General features: G+C 39.1%; 22 protein-coding genes. 8 read left to right on the top strand and 14 right to left on the bottom strand.

What is annotated here, in order from left to right:
- Positions 1-108: 108 nt before the first annotated feature.
- The 12 genes from B3394_RS15500 to htpG all read right to left on the bottom strand — a co-directional run bounded on the left by B3394_RS15500 (position 109) and on the right by htpG (position 14,498).
- The gene (locus B3394_RS15500; protein ID WP_177732738.1) at positions 109-834 is read right to left on the bottom strand and encodes a DUF4369 domain-containing protein; all 726 of its coding nucleotides are present in this window, start codon (positions 832-834) and stop codon (positions 109-111) included.
- 150 nt (positions 835-984) lie between these two features.
- Complete coding sequence (locus B3394_RS15495; RefSeq protein WP_286926733.1) at positions 985-2,832, bottom strand: peptidase M61; 1,848 nt, start codon at positions 2,830-2,832, stop codon at positions 985-987.
- 45 nt (positions 2,833-2,877) lie between these two features.
- Positions 2,878-3,831 (bottom strand): alpha/beta hydrolase, encoded by a 954-nt coding sequence (locus B3394_RS15490; protein WP_286926731.1) that lies wholly within the window; start codon positions 3,829-3,831, stop codon positions 2,878-2,880.
- 3 nt (positions 3,832-3,834) lie between these two features.
- The gene (locus B3394_RS15485) at positions 3,835-6,432 is read right to left on the bottom strand and encodes a hypothetical protein (RefSeq protein WP_286926729.1); all 2,598 of its coding nucleotides are present in this window, start codon (positions 6,430-6,432) and stop codon (positions 3,835-3,837) included.
- A gap of 172 nt (positions 6,433-6,604) precedes the next feature.
- Entirely contained in the window at positions 6,605-6,886 is a 282-nt protein-coding gene (locus tag B3394_RS15480) for a DUF2805 domain-containing protein (protein WP_273246927.1), read from the bottom strand.
- Between the two features lie 405 nt (positions 6,887-7,291).
- A complete protein-coding gene (gene aqpZ, locus B3394_RS15475) occupies positions 7,292-7,972 on the bottom strand; it encodes an aquaporin Z (RefSeq protein WP_177732754.1) in 681 nt (226 codons plus the stop codon).
- A 39-nt stretch (positions 7,973-8,011) separates the two neighbouring features.
- On the bottom strand, positions 8,012-8,365 hold the full coding sequence (locus B3394_RS15470; protein ID WP_286926689.1) for a DoxX family protein: 354 nt from the start codon (positions 8,363-8,365) through the stop codon (positions 8,012-8,014).
- Between the two features lie 65 nt (positions 8,366-8,430).
- Positions 8,431-9,330: an EamA family transporter gene (locus B3394_RS15465; protein ID WP_286926687.1), complete on the bottom strand. Its 900-nt coding sequence runs from the start codon at positions 9,328-9,330 to the stop codon at positions 8,431-8,433.
- A 192-nt stretch (positions 9,331-9,522) separates the two neighbouring features.
- Complete coding sequence (locus tag B3394_RS15460) at positions 9,523-10,317, bottom strand: hypothetical protein (protein WP_286926685.1); 795 nt, start codon at positions 10,315-10,317, stop codon at positions 9,523-9,525.
- A 248-nt stretch (positions 10,318-10,565) separates the two neighbouring features.
- Entirely contained in the window at positions 10,566-11,849 is a 1,284-nt protein-coding gene (locus B3394_RS15455) for a hypothetical protein (protein WP_286926683.1), read from the bottom strand.
- A gap of 104 nt (positions 11,850-11,953) precedes the next feature.
- Positions 11,954-12,475 carry a hypothetical protein gene (locus B3394_RS15450; protein WP_286926681.1) on the bottom strand — a complete coding sequence of 174 codons (522 nt, stop codon included), beginning with the start codon at positions 12,473-12,475 and terminating at the stop codon, positions 11,954-11,956.
- A gap of 145 nt (positions 12,476-12,620) precedes the next feature.
- The gene (gene htpG / locus B3394_RS15445) at positions 12,621-14,498 is read right to left on the bottom strand and encodes a molecular chaperone HtpG (RefSeq protein ID WP_177732764.1); all 1,878 of its coding nucleotides are present in this window, start codon (positions 14,496-14,498) and stop codon (positions 12,621-12,623) included.
- Positions 14,499-14,675: 177 nt separating this feature from the next.
- Between htpG and B3394_RS15440 the strand changes: the two genes are divergently transcribed.
- The 6 genes from B3394_RS15440 to B3394_RS15415 all read left to right on the top strand — a co-directional run bounded on the left by B3394_RS15440 (position 14,676) and on the right by B3394_RS15415 (position 19,473).
- A complete protein-coding gene (locus tag B3394_RS15440; RefSeq protein WP_177732767.1) occupies positions 14,676-15,152 on the top strand; it encodes a lipocalin family protein in 477 nt (158 codons plus the stop codon).
- Positions 15,153-15,165: 13 nt separating this feature from the next.
- Positions 15,166-15,861, top strand: a complete 696-nt coding sequence (locus B3394_RS15435; RefSeq protein ID WP_177732769.1) for an OmpA family protein — start codon at positions 15,166-15,168, stop codon at positions 15,859-15,861.
- Positions 15,862-16,005: 144 nt separating this feature from the next.
- Positions 16,006-16,677 carry a TetR family transcriptional regulator C-terminal domain-containing protein gene (locus tag B3394_RS15430; protein ID WP_177732771.1) on the top strand — a complete coding sequence of 224 codons (672 nt, stop codon included), beginning with the start codon at positions 16,006-16,008 and terminating at the stop codon, positions 16,675-16,677.
- A 21-nt stretch (positions 16,678-16,698) separates the two neighbouring features.
- A complete protein-coding gene (locus tag B3394_RS15425; protein WP_177732773.1) occupies positions 16,699-18,012 on the top strand; it encodes an ABC1 kinase family protein in 1,314 nt (437 codons plus the stop codon).
- Positions 18,013-18,103: 91 nt separating this feature from the next.
- The gene (locus B3394_RS15420; RefSeq protein ID WP_177732775.1) at positions 18,104-19,051 is read left to right on the top strand and encodes an ABC transporter ATP-binding protein; all 948 of its coding nucleotides are present in this window, start codon (positions 18,104-18,106) and stop codon (positions 19,049-19,051) included.
- Positions 19,052-19,065: 14 nt separating this feature from the next.
- The gene (locus B3394_RS15415) at positions 19,066-19,473 is read left to right on the top strand and encodes a hypothetical protein (protein ID WP_177732777.1); all 408 of its coding nucleotides are present in this window, start codon (positions 19,066-19,068) and stop codon (positions 19,471-19,473) included.
- A gap of 39 nt (positions 19,474-19,512) precedes the next feature.
- Here the strand turns inward: B3394_RS15415 and B3394_RS15410 are convergent, their stop codons facing one another.
- The gene (locus B3394_RS15410) at positions 19,513-21,930 is read right to left on the bottom strand and encodes a S9 family peptidase (protein WP_286926678.1); all 2,418 of its coding nucleotides are present in this window, start codon (positions 21,928-21,930) and stop codon (positions 19,513-19,515) included.
- A 226-nt stretch (positions 21,931-22,156) separates the two neighbouring features.
- Here B3394_RS15410 and B3394_RS15405 point away from each other — a divergent pair, with 226 nt between their 5' ends.
- Together B3394_RS15405 and B3394_RS15400 are read left to right on the top strand one after the other, a co-directional pair.
- The gene (locus tag B3394_RS15405; protein ID WP_177732781.1) at positions 22,157-23,164 is read left to right on the top strand and encodes a 3-oxoacyl-ACP synthase III family protein; all 1,008 of its coding nucleotides are present in this window, start codon (positions 22,157-22,159) and stop codon (positions 23,162-23,164) included.
- Positions 23,165-23,262: 98 nt separating this feature from the next.
- Positions 23,263-23,934: a sterol desaturase family protein gene (locus tag B3394_RS15400; RefSeq protein ID WP_286926676.1), complete on the top strand. Its 672-nt coding sequence runs from the start codon at positions 23,263-23,265 to the stop codon at positions 23,932-23,934.
- Between the two features lie 66 nt (positions 23,935-24,000).
- Here the strand turns inward: B3394_RS15400 and B3394_RS15395 are convergent, their stop codons facing one another.
- On the bottom strand, positions 24,001-26,391 hold the full coding sequence (locus B3394_RS15395; protein WP_286926674.1) for a TonB-dependent receptor domain-containing protein: 2,391 nt from the start codon (positions 26,389-26,391) through the stop codon (positions 24,001-24,003).
- Positions 26,392-26,414 lie beyond the last annotated feature (23 nt).

The raw sequence follows: 26,414 nt of genomic DNA, 5'->3' as shown, positions 1-26,414 counted from the left end.
CGAGTCCCTCCATCGGCTCAATCGTCTTTAAGCCACTTGAAGAAAGTGGTTTTTTTATTTATAAAGGTTTAAAAAAAGCGGCTTATGAAAATAAGCCGCTTTTTATTTTTATTGTGGAGTTTGTTCCTGCTGTTTTCTTTTCGCAATAAACTCTTTTAGCATTTTACCATAATGGGATTGAGCCACCTCAGGCGATAACGATTTCTGAATGGTATCCATATATTTCAGATTGGTATCGTAAATATCCGTCAGGGCAATATAAGGTGCTACTTCATATTTGGCATTGTTTACCGCAAAATTCACCGCATCCAGATAACGTCGGATGATTAGCTTTTCGTTACGCTCGTTCAGGCTGTCCATCATTTTTGTTTTGTTGAACTTCTGCGCATAAAGACTTAGGCTTAAAACCTTGTTTTCTTCGTCTGTAAAGCGTGATTTTATTTTTTTGTAGTCTTCGTATAGTTCGTTGTTTTTTGAGCCTGTAACTTTTGCTTTTGCGTAAAACTCTTTTAAGTCGGTTGTAATCTTCATTTCACCCGGTTCTGCAAAAAACATAAGGCTGTTGTCGATAGAATTGGAAGTACCGCGATCCAGGAACAGGTAGTACATTTCCGGAGAATCAATTTTTAAGTTGCTCTCAAAATTGGAATTTCCTTTAATCAGGAAACTGTCGATCGTTACAAATGAAGTGTCAACGATTTTTTTTAAGTATAGTTTACCCTGCTTTAATCCGTTAACTGTTCCTGTAAGATGAAGGTTGTTTGCTGATTCGTTCTCTTTATTACAAGCGGTTAATAAGGCCAGCGAAAATAAGGCTATAAGTGTTTTTTTCATTAGGGTTACGATTTTAAAGTTTGCAAAGTAAAGAAAAAAATATTCAGATGCTAAGGAAGTTGTTGAAATAGTATGGTTTAATCCGGCAATTTCGGATATAAAAAATCCCCAATAGCTATTGGGGATTTTGAAAATATTCCGGATAAAGCATTATCCTTTTAACCAGGCTTCTTTGATTTTTGCTTTACTGTTGTCTGTAAAGTGTAATCCTTCCACATCTTCCATGGTTAAGGTTACTTTTCCTTTTAAAGTCTGTTCCTTGTTGTTGCGTTTTATTTTAATCGTGATCGGGTCGTTTTCTTTCCAATCCATGCTGGACATGATCAGCTCATAAATGTTATCCAGATTATAAGCGGTACCGTTAATCGCTAAGAGGGTATCGTCGTTTTTAAGACCAATTTTTTTCATGAAACCGTTTAGTTCCATTCCCGGCGGTATCATAATTTCTTTTGTCGCAGGGTTTACCGTGATATAAGGCATATCGCCTTTTAAGAACGGATTGGCTGGTTTTTTAACGCTTCCTTTGATAACACCCACTTTGGCAAAATAGTCGTTATAAGGAATCGGAGTATCACCGGCTACATATTTGTTTAGGAATGCACCGATTTCCGGATAGGTTAATGCGGTAATTTTAGCAAAAAGATCTTCATCGTTAAACGGTTTGTTGTTACCGTATTCGTTCGATAGTGCCTGCATTAAGCTTAAGATTCCTCTTGCTCCGTTGCTGCTTTCTCTCATTTGAATGTCAATGCACATCGCGATCAGCGCTCCTTTCAGATAAACATTATAATACGAATCTTTATATTGTTTGTCCAGGATGTTCTTACTCATGTTTGTAAACGGCATTTTGTCGTTGAAACGGGTTGACGCTTCAATTTTTTCCGCCATTCTGTTGTAGAATTCGTCTTCTGTGATTAAGCCCTGGTTTACCTGGAACAGGTTTGCAAAATATTCGGTAACACCTTCATACATCCATAAGTGCTCGGACATTTTTGGAGTATTGTAATCGAAATACTGGATTTCTTTGGAGTGAATGCTTAATGGTGTAACGATATGGAAAAATTCGTGGGAAACCACATCTTTCAATTGCTCTAAAAGCTGTGCTTTTGGCATCATTTCCGGCATAACAACGGTTGTGGAAGTGGTGTGCTCCAAAGCTCCGAATCCTTTGGCATCCGGTTTTTTCATATCGGATAAATACAGCAATACACTGTATTTTTTAGTGCTGTTTACCGGACCTAAGAATTTTTTCTGCGCACGTATCATTGTTTCCATTTCCGGAGTGATGTCTTTTGCCGTATAAGTTCCGTTTGGTGAATATACGCTGATCAGGATGTCCATACCGTCCACATTGAATGTGGTATAATCCGGTTTGGAATACATGATCGGGCTGTCAACCAGTTCGGCATATCTTGGCGTATGGAAAACATCCACTTCATTGCTCGGATCATTGTCAACTAAAGATGTAGCACCCCATAATGTTGCCGGATGGGAAACGGTTACCGTGTACGGGATTTCGTTTTTCCCCTGAAAGTATCCTACAAAACCATGCGTGTTCAGCATGAAGTTTTCGTTAGCCGCAATATTGGTACCGGCTGGCGAAAAGATATCATGCGTTCCTTCCACATCATAAGTATCGTTAACGAGATACGTTACTTTTGCCAGGGCTTTTGCATTGGATATCTGCCAGGTATTGTCATCTGTTTTAGAAACGGCAAGTGCATTTCCGTTTGCATCAAGTGCTTTGAAATTGTCAATAAACTTACCATAATCGTCTTCCGAATAAGTACCCGGGATAATTTTTGGAATATGGAATGTTGCTGTTTCTGTAGTAAAGGTTGGAGGAGTAATGGTTACCATTACTTTGTCATCCGTTACATTTTTAAGGTCAATGGCAACTTTTACCTCGTTTATAGTGGTAGTGGATGTTTTTTCCTGAGTTGTTTTACAGCTCATAACCATCACTGCCAGTGCCAATGTACAGATAAGTTTCTTCATCGTTTTATTTTTAGTTTACTATTTGTAGTTGGAATTCGATTTTTGTTACAGTTTATTCTTTTTTAGGAAAAGATTAATTTTTTCCGAAAGTTCCGGTGTATTCCGGGTATCCGGATCGGAATAGGAAGCCAGGTTTTCGGCTTCGTCGCCGGTGATGTTTTTAAAGACATGATTCATGTTCGGAATGATGTTTAGCGTGGCGCCCGGTTTTGATTTTTGCAATAATTCGGCATCCAGAACGCGAACCTGAAGGTCTTTGTCGCCGTTTATGATCAGTACAGGAACTTTTAATTTACTGATCTCTGTTTGCGGATTGTATTGCATCCAGGATTTCATGTACGGCTGAACGCTTTCCCGGAGAATCGAGGCCAGCAATGGTTTTTTAATCTCGATGGTTTCTCCTTTTTTCAGGGCGGCAAAACTCTGAACCAGTTCCTCTTTTAAAGCGGGTGTCTGGCGGGTTATCTGTTCCACAAGAATTTCATCAATCGGTCTTCCGGGACCGGCTAATGAAATGAAAGCATCCGCTTTTGTTTTTTGGGCGGCGATCATCCCGATCAGGGAGCCTTCGCTGTGTCCGGCAAAAAGGATCTTTGAATAATGGTACTTGTTTTTCAAATAGTCAAATACAGTAACGGCGTCGGTAATCATGTCGTCAAAACGCATTTCTTTTTCGTTGACAGTTCCGGCAATTATCTGGGCAATAACTCGCTTGTCGTATGTGAAAACGGCATAGTTGTCTTTGCATAAATCTTCGGCAAGATACTTTAGCGAATTGTTCCTGCCTTTCAGCTGGTTTCCGTTCCGGTTAGTCGGTCCGGAACCGGCAATAAGAATGATCAGCGTTGTTTTTTGCGGCTGACTTTTTGCCGGTGAATATAGGTCGCCTTTCAGTAATTCGTTAACCTGTAGTTCTTCCACAGCAAAAGGCTGTTGCTGGGCATAACTTTTTAAACCGGCTATAAGAAGGAAACCTGTAAGAATTATGTTTTTTATCATGTTTTAGTCTTTTATAGATATTGGAGGAGCTGCTTCATCGGTATTTTGCCCGTCATATTCGCCCGGATAAAGAGTGTATAAATAGATGTTTTCGATTTCACTGAATACCGTATCCTCCGGATTAATCATTGTCAGGTTCATTTCAAAATTAGGTTTATCGGATTCTCCGATTCCGATAATGTGCATGTTGTTTTTGGATTTGGTCATTTTAAGGTATTTTGAGCTGGTGTTCAGGAAATATGTGGTTACCCATACGGTTCCGCTGCTTAATTTACCATCAGTAATATCGGCTTCATATTCTTTTTTGCCTTTCGGATTAAAATACGTCACTTTACCGTGTAGCATACCGTCCTTTTCGGAATAACTCATTTTCAGTTTGCCATTATCATAGTAAACCGTTGTCTGGTAGCTCAGGGCCGCAGCATCCAGCAGTGTTTTCTTACTGATCAGGATGTTCCCGGAAAAAGTACTTTGTTCTGTGAGCTGTCCGTTCTGATAGGTTGTTTTGGATGTGCTGTTTTCACTCTCTTCAATAATAGCCTGGCCGTTAAACGGTAGATCATCCTTATAGGTTACTCTGGAAATTTCTTCTCCCTTGCTGTTATAAAAAATATAATCCCCGTTAATAAGATCATCGACGTACTGCGCTTTCGTAGCAATGATCCCGTTTTTGTAAGTAGTGGTCTCCGCTAACATGCCGTTTTCATAAATGGATTTGCTGATCGGTTCTTTCGTTGAGGCATCCAGTGTGAGTTGCTCGCCCTGTTTGATTCCGTTTGCATAATTGTCAATCTGATAGGAATAGTAACCGTCAGTGGTGATGACTTTCCCGTTATAAGGAGCTCCGTCTTTGTATTGTGTAGTATATAATGGCTTTCCGTCCTGATAAAACACTCCCGATTTGTTATAGTCGATTTCGCTGATTAACTGGTACTTGTTGCTGTTTGCAGTAGCAGAAAAATTAACTGTATAAAGCTTTTCATAAAGCAGTTTTCCGTTAGCATATTTCTGAATGGATTGAATGTCATCGCTGCCCTCAAAGAAAGTATAAAGGGTTCCGTTTTGTTTTACATAGTCGTATTCGCTTATTTTTTTACCCTTCTCATTATAGAAGATGCCCATTTCGGGATCATAGGTGCCATAGGTGATGTCGGATTTTATTTTTCCGTTTTTATAGTAGCTGATGTCTTTTGAGAGTCTTTCGTTTTTGTAAAAACTCACTTTTTCCGGACGGAGTTCATCGGAAATGGTCTTATTGTACACTATGGATTTGGCGTAGGTTCCGCCTTTATACTCATAAGCATCGTTGATAACATCGTTATACATCGTGTAAAGTATTCCGTCTGCAGGTGTATCGTAATTGCCCGGACTATAGGAATCGGAATAGGTCAGGGTACCGATATTTTTTCCTTTTTTATCAAAAAAGACGGCCGTTTTGCCTTCAAATTTTTTAAAAGGTTTCTGATTGCTGTAATAAATAGTTTCCGAAATAATAATACCGGCTTTGTAAATACGGATAATATTGTCTGCTATTTCGGTTCCGTCTAACGGATTGGAAGAATCAGGGGCATAACTCAGACTGCTGCTTATTTTGCCAAAACGGTCATAATTGTCGGTTGTCATTATCATTCCGCCGTCATTGTACAGATCTGTTTTCAGTAAGCTGCCGTCCGGACGGTATTTTTTTGTTTTTACAAGAGCCCCGTCTTTGTATTCCGAATAGGTTTCCACGATATCCTGATCTTTACCTTCTTCCTGATCGTCATAAAAATAATGAAGCTGTATACCATCCTGGGGAGAGGAATAATCATATTCGTCCAGTTGTTCGGTGAGTTCACCCGCTTGGGAACCATCGGGATGGTAATAGATCGTATACCGTTTGGAAGCCTTGTCCTTTACCGAATGGGATTTTACCGAACCGTTTTTATAGAAAGCGGTCACTTCGGTCACTTTTCCGTCGGCATATTTACTTACGGTGCTTAAAAAGAAAGGAGAATAGTTATAAATGGCTTCCAGCCCATTTTGAATCGTATAGCCGGTCAGGGTAACATCACTGATAAGATTACCGTCTTTATTGTGTGAAATCTGACGGACTAATTGTGTGCCTTCATAAAAGTTTTTCTGTCTTAATTTCGGATTTTTAACAGGGTATACTTCGGAATAAAGAAACTGCCCGTCCTTAGCTTCTAAAGTGAAAGAATTATCATCTTCTTCAAACGTTATTTTCCCATTGTAAAGCATGTTGTCTTTAAAAACAGCTTCCGATTTGCTTCCGTCTTTAAGATAATAGGTTACCGGACCTTCAATAATGCCGTCTATATAATTGGCGGTTGAAGACAATTGGCCGTTTTTGGAGTAAAATTTAGCAGGACCGTTAAAGAGTGAGCTGTTTTTTTCGGCTGTAAATCTTTCGGCTTTTTTTGTTCCGTTCCGATAGTATTCCGTGGATAGAAAAGTACCGTTTTTGGCTTTCCTCTCAATTCTGAAATACTTCGCGAGTTCTTTTTGTGTTGGTTCATAATACCGATTGATCCATAAAGTGTCCTGAGAATAGGCATAACCGGATAAGAGTAGTAAAGCGGCGATTATTGTTTTTTTCATGGCTGTAAAAAAAAATTAAATTATAGTGTGAATTTACGGCTAAAAGTTGGGAAACGGAAAGGAAACAGCTAAAATTAAAAGGGTGATTTTCAGGCTTTCCGGCAGGGCTGTTTCCAGACGGTTTTATCGGGAAAAAGTATAAAAAAATGCCCGCGGCTGCGGGCATTACTATTTAGTCAAATTTATTTTTAAAGTAATATTTGCTGTCTAAATCATCGTCTTCCAGTTCATTATATTTTTGAGGTTTCGGTTTAGGCTTATTAGCAGCAACCTTTTTTTTCCAAAGCTCAAAATTATCTTTCGATAACTTTTTACGAACCATTTCTGTTACTTCACTTTCAGAAATTCCAAACTCTTCTCTTAATACTTCAAAAGGTTTTCTTTCCTCCTGAGCCATAGCGACAATTCTGTCAATTGTTTCCTTGTCGAATTCTAAAACTTTACTTTTTTTCATCAGATGAAAAATTAATTCAGATAATTTTTTTTAAATGGTTAAATTCTATACTCAATATTACTAAAAAAAATAATTGAGCAATAGCAACTTTTTATTTTTTTTGAATTTTCAAAAATCAGACCAAAATACTTTTTGCTTTTGAAAAAAAGTATCAAAAAATATTTGAAATATAAGATATGTTCGGGTTTGAGCCGTGTTTTTTGCTTTTTTTAAAATTTTAAAGGCAATGCTTTTACCGGCCTTTTGGAAGTGGAAATAAAGTTTAAAGTTGTTTTCAGGATAAAAACAGTTCTTAAAAATAAAGGCATAATGTGTTTTTGTTGCTTGATGTGCTGGTACATTTTGTAAAAGAAATAAAAAAGCACCAACTGGTGGTGCTTTTTAGTGTAAGGTATTTTTGAATCATTATTCTTTGCTAAAAATGGATTTGTACACAATTCCGGCGATAATAGCGCCTAATACCGGGGCGACAATAAACAGCCAAAGCTGACTGATGGCTTCACCACCCACAAAAACCGCCTGGCTGATACTTCTGGCAGGATTTACCGAAGTATTCGTAACCGGAATACTGATCAGGTGAATTAGTGTTAAGGCAAGGCCAATCGCAATTCCGGCAAAGCCTTTCGGAGCCCGTTCATCGGTAGCGCCTAATATGACAATCAGGAAAATAAAAGTCATGACCACCTCGGTTAGAAAGGCGGCATTCATACTGTATTTTCCGGGAGAGAGCTCTCCGTAACCATTGGAGGCGAAACCTCCGATATCACTTCCGTTACCGGTTGCGATTACATAAAGGACAGCCGCAGCTGCGATACCACCAAGTATTTGTGCCACGATGTAAGGAACAAGTTCTTTTGCTTCAAACCGGCCGCCCATCCATAAACCTATGGAAACTGCGGGATTAAGATGTGCTCCGGAAATATGGCCCAAAGAATAAGCAATGGTGAGTACTGTAAGTCCGAATGCCAGTGCGACTCCTACGAATCCGATTCCCGCATCCGGGAAATTACAGGCTAAAACTGCGCTACCGCAACCTCCTAAAACCAACCAAAAAGTTCCGATAAATTCTGCTACAAATTTTTTCATAATAAAGGGGATTAGTTAAACAATGGGTAATAAATGCAATCAGGTATAATTGTAAGACCAGTAAATAAGGATGATCTGTAAGGGCAATCGGATAAAACGCACCCATTTTAATAAGCCTAAGGAAGCCTTATCATTCAGGTACATGTATAGATTAGCCGGAAATACGGCAAATAAAAGCACTATTATTCCCCAGGCAGCAAAAGATTTGGTTTCAGGAAAGCATAACAGTATGCCTAAAACGATTTCTGCAATGCCGCTGATATAGTTTAGTAATCGGGGATTCGGTAAGTAGGGAGGGATAATTTTCAGGTATAACCTTGGAACTCTGAAATGATTAATGCCTGCTATGATATAAAGCGAAGACATGAGATATAAATGCCAAGGTAAACTCATTTTCAGGTAATTAAATGATTATATCCGTTACACGAATATAATCATTTTTACAGGAAAATTCTATATTATTTCTTTTTTTTGAAAGAAATGTTCATGATCACAATCGCTAAAATTATCAGTACTATTCCTAACCATTGTGTTAAAACGACCTCTTCATTTAAGATCACAAAAGCCATCATTACCGATACCGGAAGTTCTAAGGAAGAGACAATACTTCCCAGTCCGATCCCGGTGTGTGGGAAACCGGAGTTCATTAACATTGGTGGAATAATGGTTCCGAACAGGGAAAGTACAATTCCCCATTTTAAGAAGATATCAAAGTTATAAGGAGTGGTTTGGGTAAAAATACCAAACCCGAAAACGATAACCGCACCACCCAACAGCATGTACAGGCTTCGTTGTGCCGACGATATTTCGGTTGCCACACTGTTTGCCGTAAACATAGTCGTTGTAAAAGAAGCTGCTGCCAGCATTCCCCACATCAAACCTCGCCAGTCAAGTTCTATTTCACTGGTAAGTATATTGGTCGCCAGTGCCGTTCCTGCCAATACAATAACAACAGAAATCACTTTTTGAAGCGATGGCAGTTTTTTGTCAATAAACATTTCCAGCAAAACACCCATCCATACCGTTTGCATTAACAGTACAATACCAATCGAAACCGGAATGTATTTTACCGCCAGATAATAAAAAACACTGGTCATTCCCAGGGATGTTCCGGCAAGCATCAGCTGTGCAATATTCTTTTTGGTCGCTTTTTTGATTACGGTACCTTTATTTTTAGATTTCTGAAAGGCATTAATAATCAGAATCCCGATGATTCCTAAGATAAATTGAGAAGAGGTAACCTCTGCAGTAGTATAGTTTTCCTGATAGGCCAGTTTTACGAATGTTGCTAACATCCCGTAACTTGTTGCACCTAATCCTACTAAAAAAACTCCTTTTAATACGTTATTTCCTGACATTTTTATTCATTTTAAAACAGCCTGCAAAGATATGGCTTAGTTATTATTTAGAACCATTAAGCGATGAAAAAAAAAGTTAATTGCTAAAATGGCATTTATTTGTGATGAAAAATAACAATCTTTTGCTGCCTTGCGGAAACAAAAAAGACTAACCTGAGTTAGTCCTTTTCTGTATAATAATGTATATCCTGATTATTCAGACCAGTATACTAAGTTCACAATGATCACACCATTAGCGTTTACCAGACTGTCTGATAAAGTTACGGTTGCCGGAGAAGTTCCGCTGAAATAACCGTCGTGAGAATCGAAAGTGTAAGTACCCGGTGCTAAATTGTAGAAACAGTTTTCGTCTCTTTCCGGAGTGATATAGGCATTGGTAGCATCGTTATGAGCATAATACCCGTGTAAATCCGTATAATAAACAGGATTTCCCAAATGATCCACTAACTGAATACAAACATTGTATGTTTTGATAGCACTGGCAATAGCGTTAATCTCAGCGATTAAATTGTCAGTAGTACTGTTTTGTAAATCCAATACATTTTTAACATTAGGGATAAGGTTTAAAGCAGTATTGTTGTCGTTAGCCTGTAAGGCATCGTTAATTTGATAGGTTAAACCAATTAACTGATCGTTTAAGTTAACCAGATCGGCAGTAATCGCATTTACACCGACAGTAGCGAAAGCATTCTGAGAAGCAATCCGCGCTTCATTTACAAAATAATCAACATCGTCAGCATTATTTTGGATGGAAGCAACCTGTACAAACATCGCATCATAAAACTGTTGTGCATTTGGCGCATTTAAAAGCACAATTTGTTTGGCTAATTGTACGGCAGCATTTTTAGCAACCGGCGTATCCTGCTTAATGTTTTCGGCCATTCCGATAGCATTGTCAAGATTTTGTTGCGCAGTAGATTGCGCAAAAGCAGTACCAGCTGTTAATGACATAAATAATGTCAGGGCATAAAAAGTAATTTTTTTCATAAAAAAGATTTAAGGTTTTGTATGCCAAATGTATGAAAAACGTCTTAAAATGATTACAAACGGTATATTATTATTGCGTTAACAAAATATTATTGGTGCGTTTTGAGTGTGAATCGTGATAAAAGCAGTTGTTGGCACTATAAGCCGGCCGGCAGATTGCTTTGTATTCCAATTATCTTACTGAAAATCAAATCGTCAAAAATAAATGGTTACCGCTTTAATACTGGTCAGGAAAAACGAATCAGTAATTACAGGTTTAAACTGGATTTGTAGCCCACCTGGAACTGGAAAAAGTTATTGGCATTGCTGTATTCGCTGGTATAGTTAAAACGTAGAAATAGAGCATTGTTTCTATTGTCCCCGAAAAAAGAAACCTCCGATGAAAAGCGATACACCGTAAAAACCGGGATTTTTTCAAGCTGGTATTTGTAGCTGTTTAAATGTTTAATCCAGGAATGGGTAAACCCTACATCCAACATAAAGTTTCTGCTGCGATTGACAATTAAATTGATTCCTGCACCATAATTTAAACTCATCAGGTTTTCTTTTGCATCCAGTATGGCACCATTCGTTTTGGCTTTGTTTTCGGCTAAATTAAAGCAGATATGGGCCGGGATATTGAACTCAATAAAATTGTTTTTTGGAACCCAGTATAAAAAATCGGTTGTTAAGCCGCAGCTTAAAAATGATTTTTGAAGGATGTTCAGCCTGTTGGTTAATACGGTAGCGGTGATGGCTGAGCTGGTGTCAATTTCAATAAGGCGGTCTTTATTGTCAAAACGGCTGTAGCGTACAATCGGATAAACAGATTTAAATACATACAGGTTTTTGTTTGGTATATTCGTTGTTATCACGGGAATTTTTGCTTTTGCCTCAAAATTGATAATCCCATTGGTCGTTTCATTAATCATTCCTAAAAAGTCAGAGTATATCCGATAATCAATAAGCTTGTTGATTCCGTCATTGTATTTTAAATAATACATTTTTAGTATTGCATCATTACTAATGGATTCGGATAGCTTGTTTTTATTCTTTTCATCCAGCTTGGGTGCCAGTTTCACAATAATGTTGTCAGGGGTGTAATTATTCCCGATGGCAGCGTGATAGTTTAAAAAATCTCCTAAAATGATGTAGTTTTTTTGTCTATGGTCTTTATTGTACAGTCTGTCATTGGTTCGGTCTCCAAAATTAATTAATGATATCGGATACTTGTTTGTGTAAGTATTTCCTTCGGCGTGAACATTAATTTTTTTAATAAAACCGTCAACGATGTCCATTAAAACGGAGTCGATAATTGTTTTAATTGATTCAGGTTCAGAGGTTTTTGTTTTGTTTTCAGGATTAGTGTTTGCAGTGTATTTTAAGGTTGAACTATCTGTCAATTCCAGTTTTCCGATTAACTGGCTTTTTCCTTCTTTGGTAAACTGAGCGGACAATGCTTCCGTTAAACCGGATTTTACATCGTGTTCTTTCTGGGCATAAATACCATTTATGCAAAATAGAAAGCAGATAAAGAGTAGATTTGGTTTCATATCGTTTTGTTTAGTTTACGAATTTTATAGAACTAAATTCCTGATATCCGGTCAAAAAAAAATCCCCAACAATGGGGATTTTCCAAGTATCTAAAAATAGGTAATTACGGATGCTCCATTATGCATCCTTCTATAGTTAAGATACCGCCATTGCCTACTTTAGGTTGAATAATAATTTTCGGGAGTGTAGGTATAGGAGCCTCAAAAATGTTATACAGGTAGTTTTGATAATGTTCCAGAACAATCTTTTTGTTTTTTTCAAAATCAGTATCGTGGAAACAAACAAAAGAAAGCCTGTCTTTTTCTGTAATATTGCTCAGGCAAACTTGGCTAAAAGAATTATCAATGCCGTTTTTAAGGTCTAAGCGACCATTTTTAAGAACATTAATCATACGAGTTTTTTTTAACGTTCGTAAGTCAATATTATTTCTGGAGCTACCTTTTACAATTAAAACACCTAAAATGCCATAACTTGTTATTCCCGAGTCAGTTTTAGAGATGTTGTAAAACTTTATATATTCATACAAATCTTTTGAAATGGTTGTGGGAAGCATCGTTTCAATGACTGCTGATTTTTGTTCTGAACTAATCGACAGATGGCCGCAAGATTGATAGACTTTGTACATAGTTTTAGATTTTAAAGTTGATCCAATAAAGTTCAGAAGATTAAATCTGTAAAAAAATCCCCAATAATGGGGATTTTTAAAACAAAAAAACGCTGTCAGGAATACTGACAGCGTTTTCACTATAAATCGAATATAATGATGCAGCTTATTTGATAAGCTCAAAATTACGTTTTACAAAAGCGGTTAACTCTTCTCCTTTTAAAAGGTTTTGAGAAAGTTTCGCTAAATCCAAAGCCTGTTTTACCAGACTTTCCTGAGCCGGTTTGTCGGTAGTATTTAAAATGGTAGTTGCCAGGTCAGAATTGGTATTGATAACCAGGTTATACATTTCCGGGAAGTTCCCCATTCCAAACATGCCGCCGCCGGTCTGGCTCATTTCTTTCATACGACGCATAAACTCCGGTTGTGTAATGATAAACGGAGCTGCTTTGCTGTCCATCGCTTCCAGCTGAACGGTATAGTTCGCCTTAGGAACAATTTCCTCTAAAACGGTTTTCAGATTGTTTTGCTCTTCATCCGATAATTTCGAAATAGGCGTATCATCTTTTTTGATTAAGTTGTCAATGTGATCCGAATCTACACGGGTAAACGTCAGCTTCTCATTATCCGCTTCCAGTTTCTGAATTAAATGCGAAACAATCGGGCTGTCCATTAGCAGGACTTCATAGCCTTTTTCTTTAGCCGCATCAATATAACTGTGCTGGCTGTCTTTGTTTGAAGCATACAGAATAACCAGTTTGTCGTCTTTATCCGTTTGTTTCTCTTTTAAAGTTTCCTTTAGTTCTTCCAGTGTGAAATATTTGTTGTCAACCGTTGGATATAAGGCAAAGGCACCTGCTTTTTCATAGAACTTAGGCTCGGAAAGCATGCCGTATTCCAGTACGATTTTAATATCGTTCCATTTTTGCTCAAAATCCTCACGGTTTTCGGTAAACAGCGATTTTAATTTATCGGCTACCTTACGGGTAATATAATTGGAAATTTTCTTTACGTTACCGTCTGCCTGTAAATACGAACGGGAAACGTTCAGCGGAATATCCGGCGAATCGATCACCCCTTTCAGCATAGTCAAGAATTCCGGAACAATACCTTCCACATTATCCGTTACAAAAACCTGGTTCTGGTATAACTGGATTTTATCTTTCTGAATTTGTAAATCACCGGACATTTTCGGGAAATATAAAATACCGGTCAGGTTAAACGGATAATCCACATTCAGGTGAATGTTGAATAACGGCTCTTCAAACTGCATCGGGTACAATTCGCGGTAGAAGTTTTTATAGTCTTCCTCCGTTAGATCGCTTGGCTGTTTTGTCCAGGCCGGATTCGGGTTGTTAATGATGTTGTCCACTTCAACGGTTTCCTCCTGGGCATCGTCACCTTCTCCGGTTTTGATAGTTTCGCTTCTGGTTCCGAATTTAATAGGAACCGGCATGAATTTGTTGTATTTGGTTAACAGTTCACGGATTTTGCCCTCTTCAAGAAATTCTAACGAATCTTCCGCAACATGCAGAATAATTTCGGTTCCGCGGGTTGTTTTGTCTGCAGCAACAAGTGTAAATTCCGGGCTGCCGTCGCACGTCCAGTGTGCAGCCGGTTCATCCTTGTAGGATTTGGTGATGATCTCCACTTTTTCGGCAACCATAAAAGCCGAATAGAATCCTAATCCGAAGTGACCGATAATTCCGGAATCTTTGGCAGTATCCTTGTATTTTTCAAGAAACTCTTCCGCACCCGAAAAAGCTACCTGGTTGATATACTTTTCAACCTCTTCGGCTGTCATCCCCAATCCCTGGTCGATGATGTGGATTTTCTTGTTGTCTTTGTCAATTTTTATCTCAATAACCGGATTGCCGTATTCTACTTTGGCTTCGCCAATACTGGTTAAATGTTTTAGTTTTAAAGTAGCATCCGTGGCATTTGAAACCAATTCACGAAGAAAAATCTCGTGGTCGCTGTATAAAAATTTCTTAATTAAAGGAAAGATGTTTTCAACCGAGACATTAATTTTTCCTGTAGTCATATTCAGAATATATTTTTGATGTTAAACTTTTCCGGTATTTATACAAATTAAGTACCAAATCTGGTGAAAGTGACAAAATGACGGTTATGTTAAAATTTCAGGAAAAATTATCATTCAAAATTTAACAAATTAATTCTGTAGGTAGTATATTTGTGTTAACATTTTAAAGCGCTATATATGAAAAAATTAATTTTTTTGAGTGCACTTACATTGATGTTATTTTCATGTAAGTCAACGTCAGTGACCAACACGAAGTTAGACAGAACTTCTCAGGTTGCAATCAAAGGTAATTGGGTGTTAAGCTCTGTTAGTTATCCCGGTTCGGAATACATCAAGGTTACTTCTTTCCAAATAGCCGATTCAAAGTGCTTTGAAGGTAGCAGCTGGAAATTTATTTCGAATAACAACAAAGGGAACATGGCTTTCGAACAGGCAAATTGCCCTGCATTCAGTTCTGCATTTACATGGTTTGTAAATAAAGAAGGAGAGTTTGTTTTGAAACTTCTTGACGCCGGAGAAAAAGCGAAAAAAGTAAAAGAAGGTTATGTGTTAAGAATCGCGAATCAGTCGGAAACTTCTTTCCAGTTGATTGATAAAATTAACGTTGGCGGTAAATTGACAGATGTGGTATATCAATTTGAAAAAACAAACTAAAAAGCAGTAGTATATGAAAAAGATCGTAATATTTACATTAGCAACAGTATTCACGTTAACCTCGGTATTAACGAGTTGTGAAGCAGTAAAAAATACTAATAATACTCAAAAAGGAGCAGGAATCGGTGCTGTAGCCGGTGCTGTTTTAGGAGGAGTATTGGGGAATAACCTTGGAAAAGGAGGAAACGGTGCTTTAGGAGCTGTTTTAGGTGGTGTTGTTGGAGGTGTTGCCGGTGGTGTTATCGGTAATAAAATGGACAAACAGGCCCGTGAGATCGAACAGGCTGTTCCGGGTGCTGAGGTAGAAAGAGTAGGAGAAGGTATTAAACTGGTTTTAGGTGAAAATGCTGTTCGTTTTGATACCAACAAATCAACATTAACAGCGGCTGCAAAAGCAAACTTAGACAAATTGGTACCGGTATTCCAAAACTATTCGGATACGGATATCGTAATCTACGGATATACTGATAATACAGGTAAAGCAGAATACAACCTGAACTTGTCAGAACAAAGAGCTGCTTCTGTAAAAGCATACTTGGCGACAAAAGGTTTATCCGGAAACCGTTTCAAAACAACCGGAATGGGTATTGCTGATCCGATTGCAACAAATGATACTCCGGACGGAAGAAGCAAAAACCGTCGTGTAGAGTTTGCAATTACAGCTAACGAGAAAATGGTTCAGGATGCTAAAAAAGAAGCAGGAAACTAATTCTCATCCTTATTGATATTCAAAAAAGACCACCAATCAGGTGGTCTTTTTTTTTGAAAGAACTTTAACAAATATTTTGTTTATTTTTTTGATTACGGGATAAAACGCTTTGTAACTTTACAAAACCTTAAAACATTTTTTATTATGGCGATGACGAAGAGAGCGGCCGGAAAAAAAGAAACCATTACAGAAGAAACGATTATTTCCACCTACATGAACCAGGTTCTGGAAAAACATCAGGAACCGGCAAGTGTGTTTCACTTTTGTAAAGAAAGCAAAATGGAAGAAACACTTTTTTATAGTTTTTTCCCTTCTTTAGACGGTTTGAAAGAAGCAATATGGATAAAGCTATTTGAAAATGCCGTTAGCGGACTTAAAAATGAGGAAGCTTTTGAAACCTACTCGAACAGGAATAAACTACTGTCACTATATTTTACCTTTTTTGAAATACTCACGCTAAACAGGAGCTATGTTTATTTTGTACTGAAAGAAAATAAACAGGGATTGCAGAATTTAAAGCAATTGCGAAAATTGCGCAACCGTTTCAAAAAATTCATTCAGGAAGAAATTCAGACTACAGTCACGGACAAACATGAGAAAATAGATAAAATAGCCAAACCTGTTTTATCCGAAGCAGCATGGGTTCAGTTTCTGTTTATCCTGAAATTCTGGGTTGAAGATACTTCCATAGGGTTTGAAAAAACCGATATTATGATTGAAAAGTCCGTAAAAGCAACTTTCGATATTCTGGACACCACACCCCTGGAAAGCCTTTTCGATTTGGGGAAATTTGTCTGGAAGGAGCGCTTCAATTAGTAGGAACGAAAATAAAAAGCCATGAAAACGTTAAATAAAATCCCGACCAATAAAATTGAACGGGCAGGAGAGCTTGTGAAAACCGGTCTCAAAGTCGGAGGAAACTATCTGGCCTATTACGGCGAAAAAATGGTCAATCCTTCGCTGACAAAAGACAAGCTGAACGAAAACAATGCGGAAGATATTTATGACGGGTTGAAAAACCTGAAAGGAAGCGCCTTAAAAGTAGCGCAAATGCTCAGCATGGAAAAGAATATCATGCCTAAAGCATACGTGGAGAAATTCTCTTTGGCACAATTTTCCGTTCCGCCCTTATCAGCACCGCTGGTTCGGAAAACCTTTAAACGATATTTAGGGCATTATCCGGAAGCAATTTACGACAGCTTTACACCGGATTCCGTTAACGCGGCAAGTATCGGACAGGTACACAAGGCAACTAAAAACGGGAAACAGCTGGCTGTAAAAATCCAGTATCCGGGTGTTGCCGACAGCATCAGTTCCGATCTGGCAATTGTAAAGCCGTTTGCAATTAAAATGTTCAACCTGCAGGGAAAAGATTCCGATAAATATTTCAAAGAAGTAGAACACAAACTGCTGGAAGAAACAGATTATAAACTGGAATTAAAACAGGGAATAGCGATAGCAAAAGCCTGTGAAAAAATAAAAAACCTCAGATTTCCGGTTTACTATCCGGAATGGTCCTCCGAGAAGATCATTACAATGGACTGGATGGAAGGGGAGCACCTTTCGGAATTTGCTGCCCGAAACAACGATCCGGAAACGGGTGACCGCATCGGACAGGCACTCTGGGATTTCTATATGTTTCAGATGCACCATTTAAAACAGGTACATGCCGATCCGCATCCGGGGAATTTCCTAATCGATAAAGAGACCAACCTGATTGCAATCGATTTCGGATGCATCAAACACGTACCGGAAGAATTTTATGTGCCGTATTTCGAATTGGCGCGGCCGGAAGTTATTGACGATCCGAAACTGTTCCGGGAAAAACTGTTTGAACTGGAAATCCTGCGAACAGATGATACGCCAAAAGAAATTGAATATTTCTCCGGTTTGTTCCATCAGCTGCTGAGTTTGTTTACCCAGCCGTTCCACGGGGATTATTTTGATTTTTCCGATGAGGTGTTTTTTGAAAATATTGCCAGAATGGGTGAAGAGTTCTCTAAAGATACCCAATTGCGCAAGATGAACGGCAACCGTGGTTCCCAGCACTTTTTATATATCAACCGTACTTTTTTCGGATTGTATAATTTGCTGCACGACCTGAAAGCCCGAATCAACACCCGGAATTTCGAACAATATATCCCGCAGTAAACGCCCAAAACATCAAGAATAAGCGAATGGCAAAATTGGATGCGTTTCCGTATGCAGAAACTTTGTAATTTTGTGTCTTTAAAAATTAAGAATGCTTCACGTTAAAAATATATCTTTTGGTTATCATGAAAAAACGATAATCAAAAACATTGAATTTACAATAAAAAAAGGACAAAATATAGCCGTTATAGGCGAAAGCGGTTGTGGTAAGAGTACGCTTCTGAAATTGATTTACGGATTGTATGATTTGGATGAAGGACAGATTTTCTGGAACGATACGGAAGTATTAGGCCCAAAATTCCATCTGGTGCCCGGCATGCCGTTTATGAAGTACCTGGCGCAGGATTTTGATTTGATGCCGTATGTTACCGTAGCCGAAAATGTGGGTAAGTTTTTATCAAATTTTTACCCGGAACAAAAAAAACAGCGTATTCAGGAATTGCTGGAGATTGTAGAAATGACCGAATATGCGAATGTAAAAGCAAAATTTCTGAGCGGCGGACAGCAGCAGCGTGTCGCGCTGGCAAGAGTGCTTGCACTGGAACCGGAAGTATTGCTGCTGGATGAACCATTCAGCCATATTGACAATTTCCGGAAAAATGCATTGCGCCGTAATCTTTTTGCCTACCTGAAAGCCAAAGGAGTGACCTGTATTATTGCCACACACGACAGTACGGATGCTTTGTCTTTTGCAGACGAAACCTTTGTGTTGTTTGACGGTAAGATCGTAGATAAAGGATTGTCGGCCGATATTTATAACAATCCGGTGAATAAATATGTTGCCTCCCTTTTTGGGGAAGTAAACGAACTGAAACTTTCGGATATTACGGTTGTGGATGCCGGGGACGATGAACTGCTGCTGCTGTATCCGCATCAGCTGCGGGTTGTTGAGAACGGGATGATGAAAGTCACAGCGAAACAATCCTATTATAAAGGAAGTCACTACCTGATAAAAGCAGTATTCAACAGAAAAGTAATTTTCTTTGAACATGAAACCGCTTTAGCAATGAACGAGGAAGTGACATTGATGATAAGTTAAAAAAAACAGACATTATGCCAAAAGAAGATGTTTTAATGCGGCAAATCAGCGAACTGGGTTTTGCCTTAAGAAGATTGATGGAGCGGATGAAAGGCGGAAAAGGCGGCGGTGGCGGTATTTCACAAAGCAGTCTGGCCGATAATGTGGCACTGAAAGAGGAACTGGGATTGGACTGGCAGGAGTTTTTAGACCTTGATGCCGATCAACTGATTCCGTTCCTGTTAGAAAATCCCGGCTTTTCGGCGGAAAATATGGAACTCTTTGCCGACTATCTGGTGCAAACCGGAAAAGAAGGCTACCACAAACAGAACCTGTATGCAAAAGCACTGCTTATTTATACCCATGTAGACAAAGAAACGGCTACCTTTTCTATGGAAAGAAGCGGGAAAATACAAAGGATAAAACAAGAATCAGCATCATAAAAAAAATCCCCTGAACACTGTTCAGGGGATTTTTTTTATTTAGTTTTTAAGATACTTTTCCAGGAACTGATCCTGTTCCCAAAGCAAATGCAGTATGTTTTCTTTTGCTGCATAACCGTGGGATTCTTTTGGAAGGATAACCATTCTTGCCGGTGCTCCCAATCCTTTTAAAGCCTGGAAATAACGCTCGGTCTGTAAAGTAAAGGTCCCCGGATTATTGTCGGCTTCTCCATGCACTAACAATAGCGGTGTTTTCATTTTGTCCGCATTCATAAACGGTGACATTCCGTTGTAAATAGCCGGAACTTCCCAGTAATTACGTTGCTCGCTCTGGAATCCGAAAGGAGTTAGTGTTCTGTTGTAGGCACCGCTTCGGGCAATTCCGCAGGCAAACAAATTAGAGTGGGTTAATAAATTGGCAGTCATAAAGGCACCATAAGAGTGTCCGCCAACCGCTACTTTTTTACGGTTGATATAACCCAGTTTGTCTACTGCATCTATAGCTGCTTCGGCATTGGCAACCAATTGCGGGATAAAAGTGTCGTTTGGTTCTGTTGTACCTTCTCCGATAATCGGGAAAGCAGCATCATCCAGCACAGCATAACCTTTGGTTACCCAGTACACAAAAGAACCGTAGTTAGGGAAAGTAAACTCATTCGGGTTGGATGAGGTTTGTCCGGCACTGTTCTTGTCTTTATACTCTGTAGGGTATGCCCAGATTAAAAGCGGTAATTTTTCTTTTTTAGCATTTCGGTCATATCCTGCCGGTAAGTATAACGTTCCGGAAAGTTCAACACCGTCTTTTCGCTTGTATTTGATAACCTCTTTGTAAACATTTTTAATGCTTTCAAACGGATTTTTAAAATCGGTTATCTGGGTTAACTGGTTTTTCTTTTTAAAATTACGGAAGTAGTAATTCGGATATTCGCTTTTTGACTGAATCTGTATTAAAGCATCGCCTTTTTTGAAATCTTCAATAGAAAAAATACGCTCCATTTTATCGGTATAAGCCGACTGATAAAGACGTTTTGTTTTTAAGGTTTTAATATTGAACTCGTCAATAAAAGGGAATTGCCCGTTTTTGGTATAACCATCACCAATTAAAAAAGCATTGTCGTTCTCTAACGCCAGAACCTGTTTGCCGTAGCTGTTTTTTACCGTTTCAAAATTTCCCGGATCCGAATAAATATCCTGGGAATTTCTGTCGGAGATAACTTTAGGCGTTTCCGACGGATTCGACGGATTGATCAGGTAAGTTTTAACATTACGGGTATCGTACCAGCTGTCGGAAACAATGGCGATCTTATCGTTACCCCAGGTAATGCCGTCAAAACGCTGTTGTGTTTTTACCAGAGAAGTTGGATTGGCGGTAAAAGGTGCCGGCCATAAAAACACTTCATCGCGGTAAGCCACTTTGTTTTCCGGATTTCCTTCATCAAGAGCTTCTGCGAAATACAAGGTAGCCGGAGCATCATTTCTCCAGCTCATGCTTCTTTTTCCTTTGCGTACTGCCATAAAACCTTTAGGCATGATCTCCGTTAAAGGCACTTCGTTCACAACTTTGATCTCTTTTCCGGTTTTGTCATAAACAACTGTTTTTTGAGGGAAACGGTTTAACGGAACAATATAGGAAAACGGCTTTTGCAGGGTGGTTAACATTACATAATTCCCGTCAGGAGAGAAGCTCTCTCCGGCATACATATCTGCCGGTTTAAACAACGAAGCTGTTCCGTCCAGGTTTACTTTGTATAGTTCAGATGTTACAATATTTTCAAAATTAGCCTCGTCCGTTCTGTTCTTTAATAAATCCTGGTAGGTTCTGTTTTGAGAAACCTTACCTTCACTATTGGAAACAATAGGACCGTTTGGCAGGTCTTTTTTAGCATCAATTAAAGCCGGTCTGTTTTTAGGAAGCATCTTTACAATAAGACTCTGTCCGTCTTTAAACCAGCTAAACGGACTGCCGATATTGGCGTTGATCGTTGCAGTGGTAAGCTTACTCGCTTTTGCCGAAGCAATATCCAGGATCCATAATTCTATTCCGGTTGCGGTAGTATGGGCAAAGGCAATTTTTTTCTCATCCGGTGACCATGCCAGGCTGCTGATTCTCGGATTTTGCGGTAAGCCCTGAACCTGAACCTCATTTTTATCTTTCACCCTGCGCACTTTCAGGTTGTTGGTATAGGTAACCGAACTGGAAATGTTGGTGATCGGATTGATACGCAAACCGCCCAAACGGAGTTCTTCCTGATTCAGGTCTTCAAGATTTTTATAGGTGTTTCTGTAGCTTAACAGCATCCATTCTTTTTTGGTATCCATGATTACCGATGGTGCTCTTTCAAAATCGGCCAGTTGCAAAATACTTGCCGAAGGCTTTTGATACGTAATGTTTTCCTGTGCAATAAGCGATGAGGTGCCCAGCAGCAGGAATAATACGGATTTGTAAATTAGCTTCATAAAATTGTTAAGGGATTAAATAGATATTAATGCGTTCACAGTTGATTCTGAAATTATAGGTCGAATATACTGTTTACATGTTACAAAAAATCTTTAAGTTTTGTTAAAAGAAATCCGGCTGTCCGGGAGGCTGTTTGTGATAATTGAAAAAATGCTTCGGAATAGTCATAGTTTTTTTTATAATGTGTAAATTTGCATCCCTGTTTTTAATAAAAAAATAAAAATAATGCATCAATCAAAGATTTCAGGATTAGGTTATTACGTTCCCGAAAATGTAGTGACTAATGACGATTTGTCAAAAATAATGGATACCAATGACGAGTGGATACAGGAGCGAACCGGTATTCAGGAAAGACGTCATGTGATCAAAGGAGAGGATACCACAACAACCATGGGAGTGAAGGCGGCAAAAATTGCCATCGAACGCTCCGGAGTGGCTAAAGAAGATATTGATTTTGTTGTTTTTGCAACCTTAAGTCCTGATTATTATTTTCCGGGACCGGGTGTTGCCGTTCAACGTGATTTAGGATTGCGGACGGTTGGTGCGCTGGATGTTAGAAACCAATGTTCCGGATTTGTATATGCGCTTTCGGTTGCCGATCAGTTTATTAAAACAGGTATGTATAAAAATATTCTGGTTATCGGTTCCGAAGTACATTCTACCGGATTGGACATGACAACCAGAGGTCGCGGTGTTTCCGTTATTTTTGGTGACGGAGCCGGAGCAGCCGTATTGAGCAGAACTGACGAACCGGGTAAAGGAATTTTATCAACACACCTGCATTCGGAAGGCGAACATGCCGATGAATTAGTGTTGAAGGCACCGGGAATGGGAAAACGCTGGGTTTCGGATATTATAGCCGATAACGACCCGAATGACGAAAGTTACTATCCGTATATGAACGGGCAGTTTGTCTTTAAAAATGCTGTGGTACGTTTTAGTGAGGTCATCATGGAAGGACTTCAGGCAAACAATTTACAGGTTTCCGATATCGATATGTTAATTCCGCACCAGGCAAATCTCAGGATTTCGCAATTCATTCAGCAGAAATTCAAGCTAACAGACGACCAGGTGTATAACAACATCCAGAAATATGGTAACACTACTGCTGCTTCTATTCCGATTGCTTTAACGGAAGCGTGGGAGCAGGGGAAAATTAAAGAAGGCGATACGGTAGTACTGGCCGCTTTCGGAAGCGGATTTACCTGGGCGAGTGCCGTTATAAAATGGTAAACGCTTAAAATTCTGAATGTTAATTTTTTGAATGTAAAGAAAATGTTGTAAATTTCGTACTGATGCTTTCGTGAATTGTTTCACTAAAACCGGGTACGATGAATTACAAAACCATTCATAACAAAGGGCAGGCCAGATTGTTTGAGAACAAATACCTGGAAATGCTCACGAAAACACATCCCGCAGTAATCTGGGGTATGTACATCCCGATACTGGGATATTTATTGTTTACGGCACATACAAAATTTGCTATAGAAGTCCGGAATGTCATTTACCTGTTTTTTGCAGGAATGATATTCTGGACTTTTTTTGAATATATAGCCCACCGGTATTTGTTTCACTTTATTACCGATAATCCGAAGCTAAAAAAGATCGCCTACGTTCTTCACGGCAATCATCACGATTATCCCCGGGATCGGGAACGGCTGTTCATGCCGCCGGTACCCAGCCTGATCCTGGCCGCCACATTATTCGGATTGCATTACCTGTTTTTCAGGGATTATACCTGGGCATTCTTTCCCGGATTTATGTTTGGCTATTTACTGTATGCTTCCATGCATTATGCCATTCATGCCTTTGCGCCGCCTTTTAAGTTTATGAAGCCTTTGTGGCGGAACCATCACTTGCATCACTACAAGGATGAACAATTGGGATTTGGTGTGAGCAATACCTTTTGGGACCGGGTGTTCGGAACGATGTTCGATTTAACCAAAACAAAAGAAGATCCCGAAAAAACCAAAGCCCTTTTGTTTGAAAAGAAAAAGCCATAAAAAAACCTCGAAGCTTTTTTACTTCGAGGTCTTCCAAATAAATATAATAAAAATCAAAAACTCAGATTAGAATAAACCGCCACCGGCTTGTTTGGTATTGTCTTCACGTTGTTTACGCTGTAAAGCTCTGTTCTTGCCACCACCAAACATATAGTTGAATCCTACAAATAGCGACTGGCTCTCCCAACGGAATTCCCCTTCACCCGGATAAGGGTTCTGACTTTCAAAACCGTATTTCATAGTTCTGAAGATATCGTTGAAACGCAAGCTCAAAGAAGCTTTGTTTTCCCAGAAGCTGTAACGGCTTCCGGCATCAATTTTATACATGGCTTTGCTGTTTGCCTGTACGCCGTCTACCGGACCTCTGTAGAATCCGAATAAAGAGAAACGTAAACTTTTTGTAGCCTTGAAGTTGTTGTTCAATCGGGCATTAAAAGCAGCAGCATTAATTTGTTTTAACGTATAGTCAAAATCACCGGTTGCATCATTTTTAATCGCTACAACACCTTTCTGACGAATGTTCGAGAAATCAACACTTGGCTGAACATCCCACCAGGAAGTAAACTTGTAATTAGCCGAAACCTCAAATCCGTAAGCATTGTTTTTATCAAAGTTCGTGTAGCTCATGATAATCTTTTTCGTTTCCGGATCGGCATTCGGGTCCGGGTAGAACGTACGGGTGATCTCATCACTGATGTCGCGGTAATAGATCCCGGCAGTAACCGTTCCCTTTTTAAGCGTTCTGGTGTAATTCACCTCGATAGAGTTGGTAAACTGTGGTACTAATTCCGGATTACCGATAGAAGTAACTCTTGGAGTACTAAACTCTCTGATCGGTTTTGTCTGCTCCACACTTGGACGGTCAACACGACGGCTCATGCTCAACTGGAACTGGTTTTTCTCTGTTGGCGTATAGGTAAAGTAAGCCGACGGATATACCGTTATATAGTCGTTTTTAAAGGGTGCATTTTGATTGTTCTGAACGTAATCAGCCTGAACTTTATAGCTTTCCAAGCGGGCACCAAGCTGGTAGCTGATCTTTTTAAAACGCTGACCAAAAGTGGTGTAGAAAGAGTAAATGTCCACATCATAATTGAATTTAGCGTTTGGCGTGTTGAAACGACTGGTCAGGTAATCGTTGTCAGTTCGCATCAAACGGGCTTCAGCACCTATTTCTAAAGTCGATTTTTTATCCAGTGGATTCACATAATCCACATTGATAATCGTACTGTTTCGGGTATCTTTAATGTGATCGCCGTATGGTGTTAAACCACCACCTACAGGGTTAAAAGATGCATCCTGAGTGTTTTTGGTATTGTTGTAGTTGGCTTCAATGTCCAGCGTGTGTCCTTCTTTGGCAAATAAATGTTTAAAAGCTAAGTTGTAAGCACTGTTCACATTGTCCGTATCATAAATATCCTTTTGTGAAATATTGTTGGCACTGTTCGGGAAATATAAATCGGTATTTACGTTTCCTAAACCGGAGGTGAAACTCTGGTTCGTATAGGCCGAAATCGTGTTTTTATCATCGATATAAAAATCCATTCCCGCTTTAAACATGTGGGTTTTGTTGTCGTTAACAATATCGAATAACTGTAAAGAATTGTCATCGAATTGCTTGATCTCTCCTTTGTTTAAACGATCTCCCAAAGTGTTGCCATACGTACCGAAAAAGTTTACTTTCCCTTTACGGTAGTTCATATCGATAGTGTTGTTGAATTTAGGAACATCGGCAAAGGTAATTCCGGTATTGAAATTTGCGTTAAATCCGTCATTGGAGTTTTTATGCAGGACAATGTTGATAATTCCCGACATCCCTTCCGGATTGTATTTGGCCGAAGGATTCGTGATTAACTCAATCTTTTTGATTGAAGTCGAAGGAATCTGTTTTAACAGTTGCGAAGCATCCATATTGGTTGGTTTTCCATCTACCAATACTCTCACGTTTTCATTACCGCGAAGCGATATTTTTCCATCCTGATCCACATTTACAGACGGAATATTGCTCATAATCTCAGAAGCAGTTGCTCCGGCTGTTGTTAAATCACGGCCTACATTAATAACTTTTCGGTCAATTTTCTGTTCAATCGTGGAACGTTCTGCTACTACGGTAACACCTTCCAGCTGTTTGGCTTCCGGTTCGAAAGCAATAGTGCCCAAAGCAGCGGTTTTGGCATCGGCAGTAATCGAAAAAGTTTTCGTTAAGGTTTTATAACCCATATACTGGATCTCTAAGGTATAATTTTTAGGAGCCAGGTTGGTGATGTTAAAAGAACCGTTGTCTTCTGTAATGCCACCGGTTATTACTTTGTTGTCTTCTTTAATGGCAATCGTTGCATACGATATGGGTTCCTTGGTGGCTTTGTCGACCACCTTACCCGTGACATTTCCGGGATTTTGAGCGTATAAATTACCAATTGCGGTAAGCATACAGATTAAGAATAGTTTTAGTTTCATGTCTGATTTGTTTTTTATTGATG

Source organism: Flavobacterium sp. UBA4197 (assembly GCF_002379575.1).
GTDB lineage: Bacteria > Bacteroidota > Bacteroidia > Flavobacteriales > Flavobacteriaceae > Flavobacterium > Flavobacterium inviolabile.
This window is presented reverse-complemented; position numbering and strand designations above follow the sequence as displayed.

Excerpts from the sequence above, each read along its gene's own strand:
- B3394_RS15500 (WP_177732738.1), bottom strand. The coding sequence starts at position 834 with ATGAAAAAAACACTTATAGCCTTATTTTCGCTGGCCTTATTAACCGCT.
- B3394_RS15420 (WP_177732775.1), top strand. The coding sequence starts at position 18,104 with ATGCTTCACGTTAAAAATATATCTTTTGGTTATCATGAAAAAACGATA.
- B3394_RS15480 (WP_273246927.1), bottom strand. The coding sequence starts at position 6,886 with ATGAAAAAAAGTAAAGTTTTAGAATTCGACAAGGAAACAATTGACAGA.
- B3394_RS15465 (WP_286926687.1), bottom strand. The coding sequence starts at position 9,330 with ATGTCAGGAAATAACGTATTAAAAGGAGTTTTTTTAGTAGGATTAGGT.
- B3394_RS15395 (WP_286926674.1), bottom strand. The coding sequence starts at position 26,391 with ATGAAACTAAAACTATTCTTAATCTGTATGCTTACCGCAATTGGTAAT.
- B3394_RS15485 (WP_286926729.1), bottom strand. The coding sequence starts at position 6,432 with ATGAAAAAAACAATAATCGCCGCTTTACTACTCTTATCCGGTTATGCC.
- B3394_RS15455 (WP_286926683.1), bottom strand. The coding sequence starts at position 11,849 with ATGAAACCAAATCTACTCTTTATCTGCTTTCTATTTTGCATAAATGGT.
- B3394_RS15410 (WP_286926678.1), bottom strand. The coding sequence starts at position 21,930 with ATGAAGCTAATTTACAAATCCGTATTATTCCTGCTGCTGGGCACCTCA.
- B3394_RS15440 (WP_177732767.1), top strand. The coding sequence starts at position 14,676 with ATGAAAAAATTAATTTTTTTGAGTGCACTTACATTGATGTTATTTTCA.
- aqpZ (WP_177732754.1), bottom strand. The coding sequence starts at position 7,972 with ATGAAAAAATTTGTAGCAGAATTTATCGGAACTTTTTGGTTGGTTTTA.
- B3394_RS15415 (WP_177732777.1), top strand. The coding sequence starts at position 19,066 with ATGCCAAAAGAAGATGTTTTAATGCGGCAAATCAGCGAACTGGGTTTT.
- B3394_RS15460 (WP_286926685.1), bottom strand. The coding sequence starts at position 10,317 with ATGAAAAAAATTACTTTTTATGCCCTGACATTATTTATGTCATTAACA.
- B3394_RS15470 (WP_286926689.1), bottom strand. The coding sequence starts at position 8,365 with ATGAGTTTACCTTGGCATTTATATCTCATGTCTTCGCTTTATATCATA.
- B3394_RS15490 (WP_286926731.1), bottom strand. The coding sequence starts at position 3,831 with ATGATAAAAAACATAATTCTTACAGGTTTCCTTCTTATAGCCGGTTTA.
- B3394_RS15450 (WP_286926681.1), bottom strand. The coding sequence starts at position 12,475 with ATGTACAAAGTCTATCAATCTTGCGGCCATCTGTCGATTAGTTCAGAA.
- B3394_RS15435 (WP_177732769.1), top strand. The coding sequence starts at position 15,166 with ATGAAAAAGATCGTAATATTTACATTAGCAACAGTATTCACGTTAACC.
- B3394_RS15495 (WP_286926733.1), bottom strand. The coding sequence starts at position 2,832 with ATGAAGAAACTTATCTGTACATTGGCACTGGCAGTGATGGTTATGAGC.
- B3394_RS15430 (WP_177732771.1), top strand. The coding sequence starts at position 16,006 with ATGGCGATGACGAAGAGAGCGGCCGGAAAAAAAGAAACCATTACAGAA.
- htpG (WP_177732764.1), bottom strand. The coding sequence starts at position 14,498 with ATGACTACAGGAAAAATTAATGTCTCGGTTGAAAACATCTTTCCTTTA.
- B3394_RS15400 (WP_286926676.1), top strand. The coding sequence starts at position 23,263 with ATGAATTACAAAACCATTCATAACAAAGGGCAGGCCAGATTGTTTGAG.
- B3394_RS15405 (WP_177732781.1), top strand. The coding sequence starts at position 22,157 with ATGCATCAATCAAAGATTTCAGGATTAGGTTATTACGTTCCCGAAAAT.
- B3394_RS15425 (WP_177732773.1), top strand. The coding sequence starts at position 16,699 with ATGAAAACGTTAAATAAAATCCCGACCAATAAAATTGAACGGGCAGGA.